Source organism: Streptomyces lienomycini (assembly GCF_027947595.1).
Lineage (GTDB): Bacteria > Actinomycetota > Actinomycetes > Streptomycetales > Streptomycetaceae > Streptomyces > Streptomyces lienomycini.
Window position 1 is genome coordinate 2,064,096 of sequence record NZ_CP116257.1, and the last position, 19,569, is coordinate 2,083,664.

The 19,569-nt window shown below is 73.9% G+C and carries 15 protein-coding genes and 1 riboswitch; of the genes, 4 read left to right on the forward strand and 11 right to left on the reverse strand.

The window, feature by feature from the left end; all coding sequences use genetic code 11:
* Positions 1 to 66: 66 nt before the first annotated feature.
* The 4 genes from BJ961_RS09530 to BJ961_RS09545 form a co-directional block, all read right to left on the reverse strand.
* On the reverse strand, positions 67 to 1,545 hold the full coding sequence (locus BJ961_RS09530; RefSeq protein WP_271320874.1) for a sugar transferase: 1,479 nt from the start codon (positions 1,543 to 1,545) through the stop codon (positions 67 to 69).
* 732 nt (positions 1,546 to 2,277) lie between these two features.
* Positions 2,278 to 2,955, reverse strand: a complete 678-nt coding sequence (locus BJ961_RS09535; protein WP_271320875.1) for a response regulator transcription factor — start codon at positions 2,953 to 2,955, stop codon at positions 2,278 to 2,280.
* Positions 2,952 to 4,157 carry a sensor histidine kinase gene (locus BJ961_RS09540; protein ID WP_271320876.1) on the reverse strand — a complete coding sequence of 402 codons (1,206 nt, stop codon included), beginning with the start codon at positions 4,155 to 4,157 and terminating at the stop codon, positions 2,952 to 2,954. Before BJ961_RS09540 ends, BJ961_RS09535 begins: the two co-directional genes overlap by 4 nt.
* Before the next feature lie 98 nt (positions 4,158 to 4,255).
* Positions 4,256 to 6,526, reverse strand: coding sequence for an MMPL family transporter (locus tag BJ961_RS09545; protein ID WP_271320877.1), 2,271 nt, complete (start codon positions 6,524 to 6,526; stop codon positions 4,256 to 4,258).
* A 573-nt stretch (positions 6,527 to 7,099) separates the two neighbouring features.
* Here BJ961_RS09545 and BJ961_RS09550 point away from each other — a divergent pair.
* The 3 genes from BJ961_RS09550 (at position 7,100) to BJ961_RS09560 (ending at position 10,632) form a co-directional block, all read left to right on the forward strand.
* A complete protein-coding gene (locus BJ961_RS09550; protein WP_271320878.1) occupies positions 7,100 to 7,990 on the forward strand; it encodes a GNAT family N-acetyltransferase in 891 nt (296 codons plus the stop codon).
* Between the two features lie 154 nt (positions 7,991 to 8,144).
* Positions 8,145 to 8,792, forward strand: coding sequence for a TetR/AcrR family transcriptional regulator (locus BJ961_RS09555; protein ID WP_271320879.1), 648 nt, complete (start codon positions 8,145 to 8,147; stop codon positions 8,790 to 8,792).
* Positions 8,793 to 9,009: 217 nt separating this feature from the next.
* The gene (locus BJ961_RS09560) at positions 9,010 to 10,632 is read left to right on the forward strand and encodes an MFS transporter (RefSeq protein WP_271320880.1); all 1,623 of its coding nucleotides are present in this window, start codon (positions 9,010 to 9,012) and stop codon (positions 10,630 to 10,632) included.
* 21 nt (positions 10,633 to 10,653) lie between these two features.
* Here the strand turns inward: BJ961_RS09560 and BJ961_RS09565 are convergent, their stop codons facing one another.
* From BJ961_RS09565 to BJ961_RS09590, 6 genes are all read right to left on the reverse strand, one after another.
* Positions 10,654 to 11,523 (reverse strand): ATP-binding cassette domain-containing protein, encoded by an 870-nt coding sequence (locus BJ961_RS09565; RefSeq protein ID WP_271320881.1) that lies wholly within the window; start codon positions 11,521 to 11,523, stop codon positions 10,654 to 10,656.
* Positions 11,520 to 12,269, reverse strand: a complete 750-nt coding sequence (cbiQ, locus tag BJ961_RS09570; protein ID WP_271320882.1) for a cobalt ECF transporter T component CbiQ — start codon at positions 12,267 to 12,269, stop codon at positions 11,520 to 11,522. Before cbiQ ends, BJ961_RS09565 begins: the two co-directional genes overlap by 4 nt.
* Entirely contained in the window at positions 12,270 to 12,668 is a 399-nt protein-coding gene (locus BJ961_RS09575) for an energy-coupling factor ABC transporter substrate-binding protein (RefSeq protein ID WP_271320883.1), read from the reverse strand.
* Entirely contained in the window at positions 12,665 to 13,357 is a 693-nt protein-coding gene (locus tag BJ961_RS09580; protein WP_271320884.1) for an energy-coupling factor ABC transporter permease, read from the reverse strand. Before BJ961_RS09580 ends, BJ961_RS09575 begins: the two co-directional genes overlap by 4 nt.
* Before the next feature lie 30 nt (positions 13,358 to 13,387).
* Positions 13,388 to 13,571: riboswitch (cobalamin riboswitch) on the reverse strand.
* A 39-nt stretch (positions 13,572 to 13,610) separates the two neighbouring features.
* Positions 13,611 to 14,156 (reverse strand): potassium channel family protein, encoded by a 546-nt coding sequence (locus tag BJ961_RS09585; protein ID WP_381157078.1) that lies wholly within the window; start codon positions 14,154 to 14,156, stop codon positions 13,611 to 13,613.
* Positions 14,153 to 15,499: a chloride channel protein gene (locus BJ961_RS09590; RefSeq protein ID WP_271320885.1), complete on the reverse strand. Its 1,347-nt coding sequence runs from the start codon at positions 15,497 to 15,499 to the stop codon at positions 14,153 to 14,155. The genes BJ961_RS09585 and BJ961_RS09590 overlap by 4 nt, the downstream gene beginning before the upstream one ends.
* A gap of 285 nt (positions 15,500 to 15,784) precedes the next feature.
* On the opposite strand from BJ961_RS09590, the gene BJ961_RS09595 reads away from it, so the two are divergent.
* Positions 15,785 to 16,252 carry a DUF7144 family membrane protein gene (locus tag BJ961_RS09595; RefSeq protein ID WP_271320886.1) on the forward strand — a complete coding sequence of 156 codons (468 nt, stop codon included), beginning with the start codon at positions 15,785 to 15,787 and terminating at the stop codon, positions 16,250 to 16,252.
* A 90-nt stretch (positions 16,253 to 16,342) separates the two neighbouring features.
* On the opposite strand, the gene BJ961_RS09600 is transcribed toward BJ961_RS09595, so the two are convergent.
* A complete protein-coding gene (locus tag BJ961_RS09600; protein WP_271320887.1) occupies positions 16,343 to 19,507 on the reverse strand; it encodes an FAD-binding and (Fe-S)-binding domain-containing protein in 3,165 nt (1,054 codons plus the stop codon).
* Positions 19,508 to 19,569: the final 62 nt, after the last annotated feature.

Here is a 19,569-nt window from a genome sequence, read left to right on the forward strand (position 1 = left end):
CACCCCTCCCCCCACGCGGGCCCTGGTGGCCCGCGGTCCGCGCGCCGGCCCGACGGCCCCCGCGCATCAGTAGGCCCCCTGGCCGTAGAGCACCGCACGCAGCGTCTTCCACAAGATCACTGTGTCCAGGGCCAGCGACCAGTCCTCCACGTACCGCAGGTCCAGGCGGACCGCCTCCTCCCAGGGCAGGTCGCTGCGTCCGCTGATCTGCCACAGGCCGGTGAGACCGGGCTTGACCAGCAGCCGCCGCCGGATGTCCGGGCCGTACGCCGCGGACTCCTCCGGCAGCGGAGGCCGTGGCCCGACGAGCGACATCGATCCGGTGAGCACGTTGAAGAGCTGCGGAAGCTCGTCGACCGAATACCGGCGCAGCACCGCTCCCACCCGCGTCACCCGCGGGTCCCGGCGGAGCTTGAACAGCAGTCCCGCACCCTCGTTGCGGTCGGCCAGCGCGTCCCGTGCCCGGTCCGCCCCGGCGACCATGGTGCGGAACTTGAGAATGGTGAACTCGCGGCCGTCCTTGCCGACCCGGCGCTGGCGGTAGAAGACCCCGCCCCGGCTGTCCACCAGCACGAGCAGCCCGACGCACACCATCAGGGGCGCGAACAGCACCAGGAGGACCGCCGCGCCCAGCCGGTCGACGACGCCCTTGATCGCCCGGCGGCCCCCGGTGAAGGCCGGCATGCTCACCCGCAGCAGCGGAATCCCCAGCACCGCGTCCACGTGCAGCCGCGGGCCGGCCACCTCCATCAGTACGGGGGCCACCACCATCTCGGCGTCGCTGCCCTCGAGGTTCCAGGCCAGCCGCTGCAACCGGTCGGGCGACCAGTGGGGGTCCGGTGTGACCGCGACGACCCGGTATCCGTCGCGGCGGACGTGGCCCGCGACGTCCGCCAGCCGGCCCACGACCGGCACTCCGTCCAACTGGCCGCCCGGGAGCCCGACACCGTCCGTCGTGCACACCGCGTCCACCCGCCAGCCGAGGTGCGGGAATCTTCGGGTCCGGGTGATCAGGTCGCGCACGGTGTCCGGGCTCCCGGCGGCGAGCACCGGTCTCAGGCACCGGCCTTCCTTCCGCTGTCTGTGCAGCGAAAGGCGCAGCACATACCGCGCGATCATGGTGACGATCGCGATCGCGGGAATGGCGACGAAAATCCAGAGTTTGATGTTGCGCGAGGTGAGAGCGATACCGCCGAGTGCCAGTACGACGGTCGCCATGAACAGGGAGCGCCCGAGCCGGCGGAATTCCTCGGCGCCCTGGCCGAGAACCGCCGGTGCCCATGACCGGCTCACCCCGAGCGCCACCAGCACCAGCAGTTCGGTGCCGAATGCGAGAATTCCCCACTTCTCGTGCCAGTTGGCCGCGTCGCGGGCCCCGAAGAAGTTGCCGATCACCCCCACCACCAAGGCGGTGGCCACGGTGTCGCTGGTGATCACGGCACGGCGGTACCGCTGCTCCCAGTCGATCGCGGGCTGGCTGATCGCCCCGTTCGCCAGACGCCCGCGCGCCGACGGAAACGGGCTGAGTAATCCCCCCTGCCGCACAGAACCCCCCAGGTTCCCAGTGGTTCGACGTGTTCGCCTAGCACTGTTCCTCCCCGCGGAGGGCCCCCGCCCCCCGCACAGTCCACCCCTCGGAGGGCCCCGCCCCCCGCGCCGCGCTGTTCCTCCCCTGCGAAAGGCCCCCGCCTTCCGCGCACGACATCCCGGCTGATCCGGCGCTACCTGAACTACCCACCCTGACGACAGCGGACCCGTACGGCATTCGTGTGCGGCGGAATGATCATTTCCACCTCTGACTGCGGGGACGGAACCGCCGGCTTTCGGTAGTGCCGGACCCAAAGATCATTTATTGGTCGCCTTGTGTCCGAACAGCTGAAGCACGGTCAATCTAGACCATCGGGGCCGGTATGTAGAGGGGATGTGTGGAATTAGTGGTCAAGCTTTGGGGCTGTGGATGACAACCGGTCAGACGGGGGCACGCCGGGTCGGGTGCGCAGGAAGAGCGCGGCGAGGAGGACGCCGAGGAGGGTCGGTCCCGCGTTGACGGCGATGGCGGTGGTGACCCCCCGGGGGACGCGGTGGCCGCGGTGACGAGGGCGGACATCACGGGCGTTCCCAGGGTGATGCCGACCTGCTGGGACGTCGAGGCCAGACCGGTGGCCGGCCCCGGGGTTCATCCCCGAGACCCTCGAACGCCTCGAACGCCTCGAACGCCTCGAACGCCTCGAACGCGTCGAGAACGGCGCCGGTCGCCGACCGGTCCTCGGGCGCCGGTCACACGTCGCCCCGCGGCCGCACCAGGCCGCTCTGGTAGGCGATGACGACGAGTTGGGCCCGGTCGCGGGCGCCGAGCTTGGTCATGGCGCGCTGGATGTGGCTGCGCACGGTCAGCGGGCTGACCACGAGATGGGCCGCGATCTCCGCGTTGGACCTGCCGTGGGCGGCCATGGACATCACCTCGCGTTCGCGTTCGGTGAGGGTGGCGAGGCGTTCGGGCGGGGCGAGCGGTGTCTCGTTGTCGGGGGTGGCCAGGAAGCGGCCGATGAGGGCGCGGGTCGCCGCGGGGGAGAGCAGGGAGTCGCCGGTGGCCACGGTGCGGATGCCGGTCAGCAGGACGTCCGGGCCCACGTCCTTGCCGAGGAAACCACTGGCACCGGCGCGCAGGGCCCTGGCGACGTTCTGGTCGTTCTCGAAGGTGGTGAGGATCAGGACCCGGGTGGCCGCCAGCTCGGGCAGGGAACAGATCCCGGAGGTGGCGGCCAGGCCGTCGGTGCCGGGCATGCGGATGTCCATCAGCACCACGTCCGGCCCGTGGGCGCGGGCGAGGTCGATCGCCTCCTGACCGTCGGCGGCCTCCGCGACGACGGTCATGCCGGGATCCGACTCGATGAGGATGCGGAACGTGGCCCGCAGCAGGGCCTGGTCGTCGGCGAGCAGGACGCGGATGGTCATGGGGCCGTGCTTTCGTCGGGTCCGTGCGGGCCGGGTCCGTGCAGGGGGAGGGCGCAGGAGACCTCGAAGCCGCCCTCCGGGCGGGGCCCGGCGTGGAAGGTTCCTCCGGCGGCCAGGGCGCGCTCGCGCATGCCGAGGAGCCCGAAACCGTGGTCGGGCCCCGGGGGGAGTGCGGGGCGGGCGGCGACGGTGTCGTTGGTGACCGTGAGGGTCAGGAAGCGGGGCGTGTACGCGATCCGGACGTCCGCCGTGCGGGAACCGGCGTGCTTGGTGACGTTGGTGAGGGCTTCCTGGACGATGCGGTACGCCGTCAGGTCGAGCCCCGGCGTGAGCGGTCGCGGGCCCCCGTCCACGGTGACGGCGACGGCCAGGTCGGCCGCCGCGCACGCGGCCACCAGGTCGGGCAGCCGGCCCAGGCCCGGCGCGGGGGCCAACTCGTCCTCGCCGTCGGTGTCCTGGCGCAGCAGGCCGACGGTGGACTTGAGTTCGCGCAGGGCCGCGGTCGTGGTCTCGGACAGCGTGCTCAGGATCTCGTAGGCCTGCTCGGGCGCCGACCGGGCGAGGTGGGCGGCGGTTCCCGCCTGGGCGTTGGCCAGGGTGAGGTGGTGGGCGACGACGTCGTGGAGTTCGCGGGCGATGCGCATCCGTTCCTGGACGACGCGGTGACGGGCCTCCTCCTCGCGTTCGCGGGTGATGTGCTCGGCGCGCGCGGCGGCGTACTCGCGGCGGACGCGTACGTAGCCGCCGAGGGCCGCGGACAACGGGACCCACGCCGCCGGATTGACCAGACCGATCAGCCACTGGTGGCGCAGCTCGCCGTGGAAGAGACCGGAGGCGACCAGGGCCGCGGTGACCACCAGCGCGGCGTACCAGGCGGCCCGCCGCTCGACGCGCAGGCTCACGGAATACTGCGCGACCATGAGGGGTGCCATGGTCATCGCCGTCACCAGGTGGCCCAGCGCGGACACGGCCACCACGCACAGCGCGGTCACCGCCAGCACCCGCAGGGGCGCCCTGCGCCGCCGGGGCAGGACCGCGCAGGCGAGCACGGACAGGGCGACGGCGGGCCACAGCGGCGGCCCCGACATCACCCCGTAGGAGAGAAGGCAGCCGGAGAGGGCCGACACGAGGACGAGCGCGACGGTGACGGCCTCGGTGGTCCGGGGGCGGCGTGCCGCCCGACGCTGCCAGGGTGTGCTCATCGCGCGATTCTCCGAGTGGGGCTGGGGTGACATCGTGACAGACGCGGGCCGTGGAACCGCCGGACGCGGTCCCACGGCCCACCGGACGCCGGGACGGCTCAGGTGCGGAGCGACTCGTGCGGCCGGGGGTCCTCGGCCGCGGTGCCCGGGGCGGGCGGGGGCCGCTCGGTCAGAGCGGCGCCCTCGACGTCGACGCGGGGCAGCAGCCCGTCGAGCCACCGGGGCAGCCACCACGCCCGGTCCCCGAGCAGGGCGAGGACGGCGGGCACCAGCGCCATCCGGACCGCGAACGCGTCGAGGAGCACGGCGACGGCCAGGCCGAAACCGATCGTCTTGATCATGGACTCGCCGGAACCGACGAACCCCGAGAACACCGCGATCATGATCACCGCGGCGGCGGCGACCACCCGGGCACTGTGCCGGAAACCGCTGACGACCGCCTGCGCGGGCCGCTCGCCGCGGACGTACGCCTCCCGGGTGCGGGAGACCAGGAAGACCTCGTAGTCCATGGCCAGGCCGAAGACGATGCCCACCAGGAAGATCGGCATCAGGCTCATGATCGGACCGGTCTGCTCGACGCCCAGCAGAGAGGCGCCCCAGCCCCACTGGAAGACCGCCACGACCACGCCCAGCGACGCCAGCACCGACAGCAGGAACCCGAAGGCCGCCTTGACCGGCACCAGCACGGACCGGAAGACCAGCATCAGCAGGGCGAGGGAGAGCAGCACGATCACCGCGAGGTAGGGCACGAGCGCGTCCTGGAGTGCCTGGGCGACGTCGATGTTCATCGCCGTGCTGCCGGTCACCTCGAAGACCGCGCCCGTCCCGCTCTCCAGGCCGGAGCGCTTCGCCCGGATGGTCTGCACGAGGTCCTTGGTGTGCTCGTCGTTCGGCGCGGTGGCCGGGACCGCCGAGAAGAGCGCGGTGTCGCCGTGGGCGTTGAACCGGGGCGGGGAGACGGACACGACACCGTCCGTGTCCCCGATCCGCGCGGCGATCGTCTTCGCGGCCGCCTGGGGGTCGGAGGCGTCCGCGAGGTCCGCGACGACCGTCAGCGGGCCGTTGAACCCGGGGCCGAACCCGTCGGCGAGCGCGTCGTAGGCACGCCGTTCCGTCGTCGAGACCGGCTTGGCCTCGTCGCCGGGCATGCCCAACCGCAGGTCGGCGGCGGGCAGGGCGAGGACGCCCAGGCAGGCCACACAGGCCAGCAGCACGGCCACCGGGCGGCGCAGCACGAACCGGGCCCACCGGGTACCGCCGTTGTCCCCGGCCCCGGCCCCGGCACCGCCACGCCGCTCGGCGGAGGCGGGGGCGGAGGCCGAGGCGGTGACGGCGCCGCCCCGCTTCCGCGCCGTGCGGGGCAGGACGGCGTTCGGCCACATCCCGAGCAGCGCGGGCACCAGGGTCAGCGCCACCAGGACGCCCACCACGACCGCGCCCGCGGCGCACAGGCCCATCCTGGTCAGCATCGGCACGCCGACGACGGACAGCCCGGCCAACGCGATGACGACGGTGAGACCGGCGAAGACCACCGCCGAACCGGCCGTGCCGACCGCCAGACCGGCCGCTTCCGGCGCCTCGTGTCCGTTCGCCCGCTCCTCCCGGTAGCGGGAGACGACGAACAGGGCGTAGTCGATGCCGACGGCGAGGCCGAGCATCGAGGCGAGCGTGCCGGTGGTCATGGACAGCCCCAGCGCGCTGCCGAGGGCCAGGATCCCGCACACGCTGATCCCGACGCCCACCACCGCGGTGAGCAGCGGGAGACCGGCCGCCGCCAGCGAGCCGAAGGTGATCAGCAGGACGACGGCGGCCAGACCGATGCCGACGGCCTCCGCCGCGCCGCCGGCCGCCGGCCGGGTGGCCAGGGCGCTGCCGCCGACCTCGACCGTGAGACCGGAGTCGCGGGCCGTGTCGACGGCCGTCTCCAGCGCGGTGCGGCCGGCGTCGGTCAGGTCGTCGGCCTTCACCTCGTAGGTCACCGTGGCGTACGCCGTGGAGGCGTCCTCGCTCACCGCGTTCGCCGTGAAGGGGTTCAGGGCGGTGGCGACCTGCGGCCCGTCGCCGACGTCCGCCACGAACGCGTCGATGGCCGAGCGGCGGTCCGCGGCGGTCACCTTCTCGCCGTCGGGCGCGATGAACACGATCCGCGCGCTCGCCCCGTCGGCGTCCGAGCCCGGGAAGCGCTCGCCGATCAGGTCGAAGGCCCGCTGCGCCTCGATGCCGGGCATGAACGACGTGCCGTCGTCGCCGGCGGCGGGCGCCTTGAGCGCGCCCGCCGCGGCCGCGCCGAGGATCACCGCCCACAGCAGTGCCACGAGTCGGCGCCGCCGGAAGGCGGCGCGGCCCATGCGAGAGAGGAAGGTAGCCACGTGTCTGGAATCTCCGTATCCGGTCTTGGGTGCCTTCCAAGGCTCGCGGCGGACGCCCCTCACGGCGTCGTGCGCCTGCCGTCACTTCCCCCTCCTGCGTCCGCACGAGGCCGAGCGCCTTCTCCTCCTCAGGGAGGACGGGCGACGAGCGGGGGAACGGCTCGCGCGGCCGTGACGTGAGCCACCCGTGTGCATTCGGGCACCGGATGTTTGCCACCGCGTCGGCCGGAAAGGGGCTCTGTGGTCCACCGCGGTGACAATCCGGTGGTCAGTACGTGAATCCGATGGGAGAGGAGAGCCCGATGTCCTCGAAGCGACGTCGTAAGAAGAAGGCCCGCCGCAAGAACGGTGCGAACCACGGCAGCCGTCCGCAGAGCTGAGAGCCGGTAGTACCGCGCCGGCCGGGCACCCCGGAAACCCTTTGCCCCCTCCGGGGCGGAGCGGCTACCTTCACCGGGCTGCCGGTCGGCCCGGCCGGCACCGTCGTCGAGGAGGCGTGCAGCACATGCGCACGAGTGGTCAGCAGTCGAACCCGGACCCCGGCACCTTCCACCTTCCTCCGACGGAGACACCTTGTCCGTTCGCATCACCGCGCTGACCGACCCCGACACCAGCCCCTTTGGCCACCGCCTGGCCTGGCTGGCCTCCGACACCGACGGAACCCCCGTCGGCTCGGCGTTCCTGCGCCTGCACACCGGGGCGGGGCAGGGCCATCTCGCCGTACTGGAGCTCCACGTCCATCCGGCCGAGCGGCGAAACCGCACCGGCTCCCGGCTCCTGGACGCGGCCGTCGCCGCCGCACGCCGGGACGGCCGACGCTGCGTCGTCACCCAGGCCGGGGCCGGCTCTCCCGGCGACCGGTTCCTGCCGGCCCGGGGCTTTCGCAGGGTCCTGACCCTGACCTTCACCCGGCTGCCACTGGCCGAGGCGGATCCCGCCGCCCTCGCCGCGATCACCGACCGGCCGCACCCCGGCTACCGGCTGACGTCGTGGGAGGGCACGGTTCCCGACGGCCTCGCCGAGACGTTCGTCGCGTCGCGGCACGCCATGGACGACATGCCGATGGGCGGCACCGACTTCGGCACGGTGACCTGGGACCTGGACCGGGTCCGGGCCGCGGCGGCGGCCGTCGAGAAGCGCGGCGACCACCTGCACACCGTCGCCGCCCTCGACGCGTCCGACGGCTCGATCGCCGGGTTCACCGAACTGGTCGTCCCCGGCGACGGGAAGGGTGACGGCCAGCACTACGGCACCGGCGTCCTGCCCCGGCACCGCGGCCACGGCCTCGCCCGCTGGATGAAGGCCGCCTCGATCCGACGGGCCCACGAGCGGTATCCGGACCTCGGCGGTCTGCTCACCGACACGGCCGACAACAATCCGTACATGCGCCGCGTCAACGACGCGCTCGGCTACGTGCCGATCCACACGGCGTTCGAGTACCAACTCGACCTCCGGCACGGATAGCGGGCCTCCGTACCGACCGGCACCGTGCGCCCTCACCCGGGGCGCACGGTGCCGGGCCTCGTCGTCCTGCTCACAGCGCCCCCGTGACAGAATGGACGATCCACGTCCGTGTCCCGTCCCCCTCCTCCCCGCATCGTCCCGCCCCGAGGTTCCCGTGACCAAGCCCGCCGCCCGTGAGCCGCAGCGGCGCAACGCGCGGTCCAACCGGGCGCGCATCCTGGCCACGGCCCGCCGGGAGCTGGGGCGCAACCCGGACACCACCCTGGAGGAGCTGGCCCGGGCCGCCGGTGTCGTCCGGCGTACCCTCTTCGGCCACTTCCCGGGGCGCGCGGCGCTGCTGGAAGCCCTCGCCGAGGAGGCGTCCGAGGTGCTGCGGGGCGCGATGGCCGACGCGGCGGAGGCGACCGAACCGGCCGACCGGGCGCTCGCGCACTTCACGCTGCTGATGTGGCCCGTGGGCGACCGCTACCGCATGCTGCTGGCGCTGGCCCGGCACGATCTGGGCGTGGAGCGTGTGGCCGAGATCCTGGCCCCGGCCCGCGCCGAGGTCACCGCCATCCTGGAGCGCGGCCAGCGGGACGGGGCCTTCCCCGCCCACCTGCCGCCCGCCGCGCTGAGCGCCGGACTCGAGGCGATGATCGTCGCCCTGCTGGAGCAGGTCAACGCCGGCGTCCTGGAGGACGACGGCACCCGGGCCGCCGTCGCCACGCTCATCGCCGCCGGCGTACCGCAGCGGCGGGCCCGCACCGTGGTCGAGGGCGTGGGCCCCACGGTGCCCGCGAAGCCCGTCCCGGCCGAGTAGACCCCGCGCCCCCTGCGGACCGAGCAGGCCCCGCGCCCCTCTCCGGTCCGAGTAGGTCCCGCGCCCCCTCCGAGCGGTCTGCCGCGCGCCGGACCACGACACACGGCAGACACACGGCATCGTCGTATTTGCACGCCCGTGTGCAACAAACTACGCTGCCCGTGTCTGCACACCCATGGGCAATTAAGTCGCCCCAGCTCGTTTCCCGGGAGCCCCGATGCCCCTACTGGCCACCACACCCGTCGAGAAGATGCCCGGGCCCTACGCCCGGCGCTGGTGGGCTCTCCTCGTCCTCTGCCTGAGCCTGCTGATCGTCGTCATGGCCAACACGTCCCTCATCGTGGCCGCCCCGGACATGACGGCCGACCTGGGGCTCAGCAGCAGCGACCTGCAGTGGGTCATCGACGGCTACACCGTGCCGTACGCCGCGCTGATGCTGGTGCTCGGCGCGATCGGCGACAAGTACAGCCGCCGCGGCGCCCTGGTCACCGGTCTCGTGATCTTCGCGGGCGGTTCGGTCATGGGCAGCCTCGTGCACGAGACGGGGCTGGTCGTCGCGGCCCGGGCGATCATGGGCGTCGGCGCCGCGGTCGTCATGCCGGCCACGCTGTCCCTGCTGGTCGCGGTCTTCCCCAAGGGCGAGCGGGCCCGCGCCATCACGGCCTGGACCGCCACCTCCGGGCTCGCCATCGCGGTCGGGCCGCTGGTCGCCGGATGGCTCCTGGAGGACCACGCCTGGGGCTCGACCTTCCTGGTCAACGTCCCCATCGCGGTCGTCGCCGTCATCGGCGCGCTGATCCTCGTACCGCCGTCCAGGGCGGTCGGCACGGGCCGCATCGACTACGTCGGCGGTCTGCTCTCCATCGTCTCCGTCGGCAGCCTCGTCTACGCGACCATCGAGGGACCGCACTTCGGCTGGGGCGCCGGCCCCGTCGCCGCGGCCGTCGTCGCGGCGGTCGCGCTGGTGGGCTTCGTCGCCTGGGAGCTGCGTCACCCGCACCCCATGCTGGACGTGCGCCGGTTCCTGCTCCGCCCCTTCAGCGGCTCGATGCTGGCGGTGCTGTTCTTCTTCTTCGGCACCTACGGCGCCATCTACTACGCCACGCAGTTCCTGCAGTTCGTGCTCGGCTACGGCGCGCTGGAGACCGGCGTACGGCTGCTGCCGCTGGCCGGGGCCGTGTTCGTCGGCGCCGCGGTCACCGGGCGACTGACCCCGAGGCTCGGTGTGCGGGCCATGGTCGGCTCCGGCATGGCCATCGGCACCGTCGGGGTCTTCCTGCTGGTCCTCATCGACCAGGGCTCCACCTACGGCGACTTCCTCGCCCCGATGCTGCTCCTCGGTCTCGCCATCGGACTCAGCGTCTCCCCGGCCACCGACACCATCATGGGCTCCTTCCCGGAGAGCGAACTCGGCGTCGGCGGCGGTGCCAACGACACCGCGCTGGAACTCGGCGGCTCGCTGGGCATCGCCGTCCTCGGGTCCCTCCTCGGTACCTCCTACCGGGACGAGCTGTCCGGCCTGGTGGGCGACCGGCTTCCGGCCGCCGCCCTGGACACCGCCCAGGACTCGGTCGGCGGCGGACTGGCCGTCGCCGAGCGGCTCGCCACCAACCCGGCCGCCGGACCGGAGCAGGCGCAGGCCCTCGCCGACGCCGTCAACCGGGCCTTCGCCCACGGCGTCTCGACGACCAGCCTCGTCGGCGGCGTCATCATGGCCGCCGGAACGCTGATCGTCCTCGCCGTTTTGCCGGGCCGCGGGGCCCGCCGGGCCGCCGAGGAGACCGCGGCGGAGAGCCCGGCGCAGGAGCAGGACGCCGAACTGAGCCGCTCCCGGGGCTGAACCCCGGCCCCGGCGGCTCTGTCACTCCGCCAGCGCGGCCAGCTCCTCCGCCGTACGCGGGCCCGTCGCCGAGTCCGCCAACAGCCCCCGGGCCCGCAGCAGTCCGGCCGCCGCGATGCCCCAGGGCAGCCGCAGCCCGGCCTGCCGCAGCAGGTCGGTGCGGGCCAGCGTCGGGGCGGCCGGACCCGTGCGCACGCCGTCCGGGGTGAGCAGGGCGGCGTCGTCGGACCAGCGCAGGGCCAGGTCGACGTCGTGGGTGGCCATCACCACGGTGGTGCCGCCCGCGCGCAGCCGGCCGAGGGTGGCGAGCAGCCGCTCCTGACCGTCCGGATCCAGTCCCGCGGTCGGCTCGTCGAGGATCAGCACCCGGGGCCGCATCGCCACGGCCCCGGCGATCGCCGTCCGCTTGCGCTGCCCGTACGACAGCAGGTGGGTGGGCCGGTCGGCCAGCTCCGCGATGTCCAGCGCGGCGAGGGCCTCGCCGACCCGGGAGCGTACCTCCGCGTCGGACAGGCCCAGGTTGAGCGGCCCGAAGGACACGTCCTGGCCCACCGAGGCCGCGAAGAGCTGGTCGTCCGGGTCCTGCACCACCAACTGCACCGTGGTCCGCAACCGGGTCAGCCCCCCGCGGTCGTACACCACCGGCTCCCCGGCGAGCGTCAACGTCCCCGCGCGCGGCCTCAGTCCGCCGCTGAGCAGCCGCATCAGCGTCGTCTTGCCGCTGCCGTTGCGGCCGAGCAGCGCCAGCGCGCGCCCCTCCCGCACCGCGAAGTCCAGCCCCACCAGCACGTCCGGGCCCTCCTCGTACCCGAAGGACACGCCCCGCAGGGCGACCAGCGCCGCCCCGTCCGTCCCGGCGGTCCCGTCCGCCGCCCGCTCCGTCTCGCTCACGACAGCGGTCCTTCCAGTACGAGGGTGAGGGCGGCCAGCGCCACCAGCAGCGCGACGCTCGCCGCCGTGAACGGCACCGAGACCCGGGCCTCGGGCACCAGGACGCGCAGGGTGCCGTCGTAACCGCGCCCGGCGAGCCCCGACTGGAGCCGCGCCGCCCGGTCGAAGGCCCGCACGAAGGCGGTGGCGCCGAGCCCGCCGAGCGAACGCCAGGTGGCCGCCCGGGTGGTGTGCCCGAGCCGCGCGGCCTGCGCCTGACGGATCCGGTGCACGGAGTCCAGCAGCAGGAAACTCATCCGGTACGTCACCAGCGCCACGTCCACGACCGGCGCCGGCACCCCCGCCCTCGCCAGGCGGGGCAGCAGATCCGACATCGGCGTGGTGAACGCGAACAGCAGCACGCCCAGCGAGGCCGCCGAGGTGCGCAGCAGCAGCTCGGCCGCGCGCAGCGGGCCGCCCTCCGCCGCCCCCAGAAACCCGTCGGGGCCCCCGACCCGCACCAGCAGGGGCAACGCCCCCGTCACACAGAACCCCAGCGGCACCCGGTAGGCCCGCCACAGCCGGCGCCCGGGCACGCCCGCCGGGCCGAGCAGTACCGCGAGCGCCGCCACCAGCACCAGCGCCGCGCCCGGCCAGGGCGGCAGCGAGATCGCCAGCACGGTCAGGCCGAGACCGAGCACCGCCTTGTCCACGGGATGGCGGCGGCGCCACCGACTGCCGTGCGCCGCCGCGTCGATCGGCAGCACTCAGTCCCCTTCGGGGGCGTCCCCCGGCACTGCCCCCGCCACTGCCCGGGTGGGCGCCGTGTCCGCCCCCGCATCGGCCAGAGCCGCCCCCGTCACCGCCCGCCGCTCGCCCTGCCGGCGGCCCCGGCGCAGGCCGAAGTAGTACGCCAGCACGCCCGCGCCGAGCGCCGCCTGCAGCGCGAACAGCGCCGACTCGACCTCCCCGGACGGCGGTTCGTACAGCGGCGAGAACCACGGCTCGTAGTCCGGTTCGATCTCCGTGATCGCGGTCTCCGCCTCGGCGTCGGCACCGGCGAACGGCTCCTCCTTGTGGTCGCCGAGCCCCAGCACCAGCGGCAGCACCGCCAGCGCGACCACGACGAGCAGCAGCAGGGCGTTGATCTTCGTACCGCGCTTCACCGGGCCACCGCCCCGCGCTCGCCGGCCTTGGCCAACAGGACGCCCAACCGCGTCAGTTCGCCCTTGCTCGACTGCACGAGCAGCCGCATCACCACCACCGTCAGCAGGCCCTCGCTGACCGCGAGCGGGATCTGCGTGACGGCGAAGATCGACCCGAACTTGCCGAGCGCGCCCAGGAACCCGCTGCCCGGGTCCGGGAACGCCAGCGCCAGCTGCACGCTGGTGACGCAGTAGGTGGACAGGTCGGCGACGAACGCGCCGAAGAACACGGTGACCATCAGCGGCACCTCGTAGCGGCGCAGCAGCCGGTAGACGCCGTACCCCGCCCAGGGGCCGACGATCGCCATCGAGAAGACGTTGGCGCCCAGCGTGGTCAGCCCGCCGTGTGCGAGCAGCAGCGCCTGGAAGAGCAGGGTGATGGTGCCCAGAACCGCCATGATCGGCGGCCGGAAGAGGATGGCGCCCAGACCGGTGCCGGTCGGGTGCGAGCAACTCCCGGTGACGGACGGCAGTTTCAGGGCGGACAGGACGAACGTGAAGGCCCCGGAGGCGCCGAGGAGCAGCGTGCTCTCCGGGTGCTCCCTGACCTCACGGGTGAGTGACCGTACTCCGTGGACGACGAACGGCGCGGACGCGACACCCCAGGCGATCGCGTGCGCCGGTGGCAGAAAGCCCTCGGCTATGTGCATGGCTCAGCAGACCCTCTCCAGCACCTCGTGGATGGACGACGCGCCTTGGCCGGTCTCCTGGCTTACGGGTACCACCGCCCGTGCTCCGCCTTCCCGGGTCGCAAGGACCCAGTGGCTGCCCCTGAGGGCCGGAGCCGGACTTCCCGATTCACAGTGGCGAGGGCCGCACCGGCATCACACCGGTTTCCCGTTCACCAAGGCGTGGCGACAGTAGTGCGCGCACGGGGGCGGGCACAAGCGGGCCCCACCGCGGTCAGCGGGAGCGGCCACGGTCGGTGCCCCGGACCACCATGTCGCGCATCCTGGTGGTCAGCGCCGTGGCGGCGGCCGTCAGGAAGACGAAGCTGTACGTGATCTGCAGCACGGCCACGATCCTGGCGGCCTGCCCCCGCGGGGTGATGTCCCCGTAGCCGACCGTGGCGAGCGTGACCACGGTGAAGTACAGCGCGTCGACCCGGGTCCGCAGCCCGCTGAACTCGCCGGGCTGCTTGGCCAGGGCGTAGTAGGTGGCCGCGAAGACGTGCACGGACAGGACGATCAGCAGCGAGATGACCACCCCGGGCCGGCTGTCCGGCCGGTCGAGGAGCACGTGGCGGATCTGCCGGAGCAGCAGCACGGCCACGCCCGTCAGCAGCGCGGCGAACAGCACCCAGCTCAGCACGGGGCGCTGCGGGCCCAGTTGGTCGAGGGGGAGCAGGAAGTAGGCGGCGACCACCGCCACCGCGATCAGGCCGCGCACGAGCCAGGGCAGGACGGCATGCCGGTCGGCGCGGGGCCGTCCGGCCCGGCGTCCCCTCACCGCCGCGCCCCCGGCGACGCGGCCCCGTCCGCCGCCGGATCCGTCCGCCGCACCACCTGGGAGACGACGAACGCGACCACCGACGCGGTGACGATCAGCGGCATCTGGTCGTGGGCGTCCCGCCCCATCAGCAGCACCGCCAGGACCGCGCTGGCCAGCGGCAGCCCCGTCACCGCCGCCGACGCGGCGGCGATGCCGAGGGCGAGGGCCGGGGTCGCGCCGAAACCGGGCAGCCCGGAGCAGGCCGTCGCCGTCGCCGCGCCCAGCAGGACGGCCGGGAAGATCGGGCCGCCGCGCAGGCTGCCCAGCGCGATGCCCCAGGCCAGCCCCTTGCACGCGACCAGCGCGACCAGCGCCCCCACGGGCCAGGCGTGCGGGTGGGCGGCGAGCTGGGCGAGGGTGGCCTGGCCGGACAGCGCCGCCTCGGCGGGCGAACGGCCGGTGATCAGCGCGTACGCGGCCAGGCAGACGCCGACCGCGGTGGCGCAGACCACGGTGCGGGCGGCCGTGCGGCGCCGGGTCCAGGTGACGGTGCGCCGGCCCAGCGCGCGGGCCAGTGCGACCAGTACGGCGATCAGGGCCGCCGTGGGCAGTCCCCATAGGAAGTCGCCCACGTCCGGGTTGGCGTCCGGCGGCAGGTCGGGCAGGGCGAGCGCGCCGATCTTCAGGCCGGTCCACTGTCCGAAGCCGGTGAAGACCAGGGCGCCCGTGGCGCTGGCCAGCAGACAGGGCAGCAGCAGCGCGACCAGCCGGGCCCCGGCCAGCCCCGCCCCCTCCATCAGCAGGACCGCGGCCGCCACCGGTCCGCCGAGGATGGTGGAGATCGCGGCGGTGGACCCGGCCGTGGCGAGGATCGCGCTCGCCCGCTGGTCCCCGCCCGCGCCCGCCCGCCGCACCGCCAGCAGGGCGAGCCCGCTGCCGACGGCCATGAGCGGGGCCTCCGGGCCCAGCACCACGCCCAGCGGCAGCGTGGCCAGCGCGGCGAGTACCGCGCCGGGCAGCGCGCGGGGGCCGACGGGCGCACCGCCGAGGCCGTCGACCGGGAGGTGGCCGCCGCCGCCCGGCATCCGGGTCACGATCGGCGCCAGGACCAGCCCGGCGAGCACCAGCGCGGGCAGCGGCCACCACCAGGGCGGGGCGCCGTAACCGACCGCCTCGGGCAGCGAGGTCCACACCCAGTGCTGCAGCTCGTGCTGGAGGCCGACGAAGAAGAAGCAGGCCAGCGCGATGGGAACGCCCAGCAGCACGCACAGCAGCAACAGCCGCAGGTAGCCGGGGCTGAGCAGGGTCTGCCGCAGGGACTGCTCGGCCCGGGCCGGAACGGCGTTCGCCGGCGCGGTCACGGAACCCGCCCGCGCGGTTTCCGCCGGGGCAGCGGCCGACTCGTCACACGCCCTCCTTCGTCCGCCCCGCGGCCCGCCGCCGGTCGGCCGGTGGGCCCGCGGATGCCGTTTCAGTCAACGCGAGTCCCTGTGCGGGCGCACGCGCACGCCCGGGCGCGGTTCACCCGTCCGGCGGACCCGCGTGGCCGGGGGGCCCGGACACCCGCAGGCTCGGAACGACCTGTCGGCGCCGTCGGGGCCGGCGGGCCGCTACCCCGTACGGGGGATACAGAAAGGACTCCGCTCATGAGCCAGCACGCCGAACCCTCTCCCGGCCGGCCGTCCCACGGCGGCGGCGACGCCTCCTGGGCCCAGCGCTCGGGCGACCGCACCAGTGGCTGGGTGACCGGCGGTGTCGTCTTCGCGGGCGTACTGCTGCTGCTGACCGGCGCCCTCGCCGTGCTGCAGGGCATCGCGGCCATCGCCGAGGACGACGTGTACGCCCGTGTCGGCACCTACATCTACGAGATGAGCCTCACCGGCTGGGGGATCGTCCACGTCGTCCTCGGCGCCCTCGTGTTCGTCACCGGGTACGGCCTGCTCAAGGACATGACCTGGGCCCGGATGGCGGGCATCGTCCTCGCCTCGCTGAGCCTGATCGCCCAGTTCCTGTTCCTGCCGTACTCGCCCGTCTGGTCCGTGATCATGATGGCGATCGACGTGTTCGTGATCTGGGCCCTGGCCAGCCGCCAGGACAGCTCGGCCCGCGCCTGAGCCCACGGCGCCCCACGCGCCGGAGCCGCCCCCGCGCCGAACGGCGGGGGCGGCTCCGGCGCGAAGGGGCGCGTCGGCAGCGTCAACGCGTCAGCGGCGCCGCAGGCCGCGCGCCAGGGCCGTCCCCGCGCGTACGGCCGCCAGCCCGGCGCCCACGGCGGCCACCCCCGTGCCCGCCAGCGCCAGGGCGCGGGCCCGTCGTCCCGGGGTTTTGGGGCGGGCGCCCGGCGCGGTGCCGTACGCGCTGCCCGGTACCCCCGAGTCGCCCGCGGTACCGTCCGCGGCGGCGGGCAGGGCCGAAGCCAGCAACTCCGCGAGGTGCACGCCCTCGTGGCCGCCGCTGTCGAACTCGTGGATCTGGGTGCGGCAGCTGAAGCCGTCCGCGAGGACGACGGTCGACTCGTCCTCCTCCCGCAGCCGCGGCAGCAGCACCCGCTCCGCGCACGCCTCGCTGACGTCCAGGTGACCGCGTTCGAAGCCGAAGTTGCCGGCCAGCCCGCAGCAGCCGGAGTCCAGCCGCTCCGCGTCCACCCCGGCCCGGCGCAGCAGCTCCTGGTCGGCCTCCCAGCCGAGCACCGCGTGCTGGTGGCAGTGCACCTGGGCCAGCGCACGCGCGGACCGCTCGGGCACGTGCGGCGGTTCGTAGCCGGGGGAGTGCTCGGTGAGCAGCTCCGACAGCGTCACCGTCTGCTCGGCCAGCCGCAGCACGTCCTGGTCGCCGGGGAACAGCTCCGCCGCGTCCGCCCGGAAGACGGCCGTGCAGCTCGGTTCCAGGGCCACGACCAGGCCACCCGCCCGCACCTGGGGGGCCAGGGCGCGCACGGTGCGGGCGAGGACCTTCTCCGCCGTGCCGAGCTGCCCGGTGGAGATCCAGGTCAGCCCGCAGCACAGCGGTTCGTGCGGCAGCTCCACCCGCCACCCGGCGTGCTCCAGGACCCGTACCGCTGCCCGCCCGATGTGCGGGTGGAAGTGGTTGGTGAAGGTGTCCGGCCACAGCAGCACGGACCCGCGGTGCCCGTCGCCCTCCGGCTCGTGGTCCGCGAACCACTGCTCGAAGGTCCGCTCCGCGAACAGCGGCACCTCCCGGTCGGCCACCCCCGCCACCAGCACCGCGGCCTTCGACAGCAGCGGGGCGTGGGTGAGCGCGTTGACGACCGGCCCGAGCCGGGTGCGGCCCACCACCTGCGCGAGCGCCGGCAGCCAGCCCATCGACCAGTCCGAACGCGGCCTGCGCCACGGCCGGCCCGCGTAGTGGTGGGACAGGAACTCCGCCTTGTACGTGGCCATGTCCACGTCCGCCGGACAGTCCTTCTTGCACCCCTTGCAGGCCAGGCACAGATCGAGGGCGTCCTTGACCTCCTGCGAACGCCAGCCGTCCCGGATCGCGCCGTCCCCGTGCCCGTCGAGCATCTCGAACAGCAGTCGCGCCCGGCCCCGCGTCGAGTGCTCCTCCTCCCGCGTCACCTGGTACGACGGACACATCACCGTGCCGTCACTCGTGTGCTGCCGGCACTTCCCGACGCCGACGCAGCGGTTGGCCGCCTTGGCGAACGAGCCCCCGTCGTGCGGGAAGCCGAAGTGCAGGTCACGCGGTTCGAACGGGGCCCAGTCACCGCCCAGGCGCAGGTTCTCGTCCAGCCCGTACGGCGCGACGATCTTCCCCGGGTTCATCCGGTCCAGGGGGTCGAAGACGCCCTTCAGCCGCCCGAACGCCTCGACGAGCCGGTCGCCGAACATCCGCGACAGCAGCTCGCCGCGGCTCTGCCCGTCCCCGTGCTCACCGGAGAGCGAGCCCCCGAACTCGACGACGAGGTCGGCCGCCCGTTCCATGAACCTGCGGTACGTCGCCACCCCGTCCGCGGTGTACAGGCCGAACGGGATCCGGGTGTGCACGCAGCCCTGCCCGAAGTGCCCGTACAGACTGGGCCCGGTGTCGCTGAGGTAGCCGAACTCCTCGAACAGCGCCCGCAGCCGCCGCAGGTAGTCGCCCAGTTTGCGCGGGTCCACCGCCGAGTCCTCCCAGCCCTCGAAGGTGTCCGGCTTGCCCGGGACGTGCGCGGTGGCGCCGGGTCCGGCCTCGCGGACCTGCCACAGGTCCTGCTCGTACGCGGGGTCGTCCATGAACGCGCAGTCCGCGTCGTGTGCGGAGCGGTGCACCGCCTCCAGCATCCGGTGCGCCCGGCCGTCCGCCTCCTCGACGGTGTCACCGCCGAACTGCACCATCAGATAGGCGTTGCCCTCGGGCATCTCGGCCAGCGCCTTCTCGTTGAGGTGCTTGATCCGCTCGTCGCGGACCAGCCGGGCGTCGACGCCCTCCAGCGCGATCGGTTCGTGCGGCAGGATGTCGGGCACCGCGTCGGCGGCCTTGTCGATGGTGTCGAACCCGAGCACCACCAGGGTCCGCTCCTTCACCACCGGCACCAGCTCCAGCTCCGCCCGCACCACGGTGACCAGTGTCGACTCGCTGCCCACCAGCAGTCCGGCCACGTCGAATCCGTACTCCGGCAGCAGCGAGTCCAGGTTGTAGCCGGAGACCCGGCGCGGAATGTCCGGGAACCGGCGGCGGACCTCGTCCCCGTAGGTGTCGCGCAGCGCGCGCAGCCGCCGGTAGACGGTCGCCCGCAGATCGCCCTGCCGCTCGATCTCGGCGTACTCCTCGTCGCTGGTCTCCCCGCACCAGAAGCGGGTGCCGTCGTAGAGCAGCACCTCCAGGCGGGCGATGTTGTCGACGACCTTGCCGTGCGCCTGGGCCGTGGCACCGCAGGAGTTGTTGCCGATCATGCCGCCGAGGGTGCAGTTGGCGTGCGTGGCGGGCTCCGGGCCGTAGCGCAGGCCGAGGGGCGCCAACTGCCGGTTCAGGTCGTCCAGGACGATGCCCGGCTGCACGACGCAGGTACGGGCGTCGCGGTCCACCGACTCCACGCGCGTGCAGTACTTCGACCAGTCGATGACCACACCCGCGTTGGTGCACTGCCCGGCCAGGCTCGTCCCGCCGCCCCGCGACAGCACCGGCGCCCCGAACTCCCGGGCCACGGCCACCGCCTCGGCGCCCGCCTCCGGGGTGCGCGGGACGACCACGCCGAGGGGCGTCTGCCGGAAGTTCGACGCGTCCGTGGAGTACGCGGCGCGGCTCCCGGCGTCGAACCTGACTTCGCCGTCGACCCGCTCCCGCAGCGCCGCCCGCAGCGAGTCGGTGTCGACCGGCGGCGGTGCCCCTTCGCGCGTGACGGGCTCGGGCAGATCCAGCGCACCCATGGGCTCTCCTTCGTGTGTCGGCTCCGGGTGTCGGCGCGGCGGCGGTGTACGCGCGGGCGCAG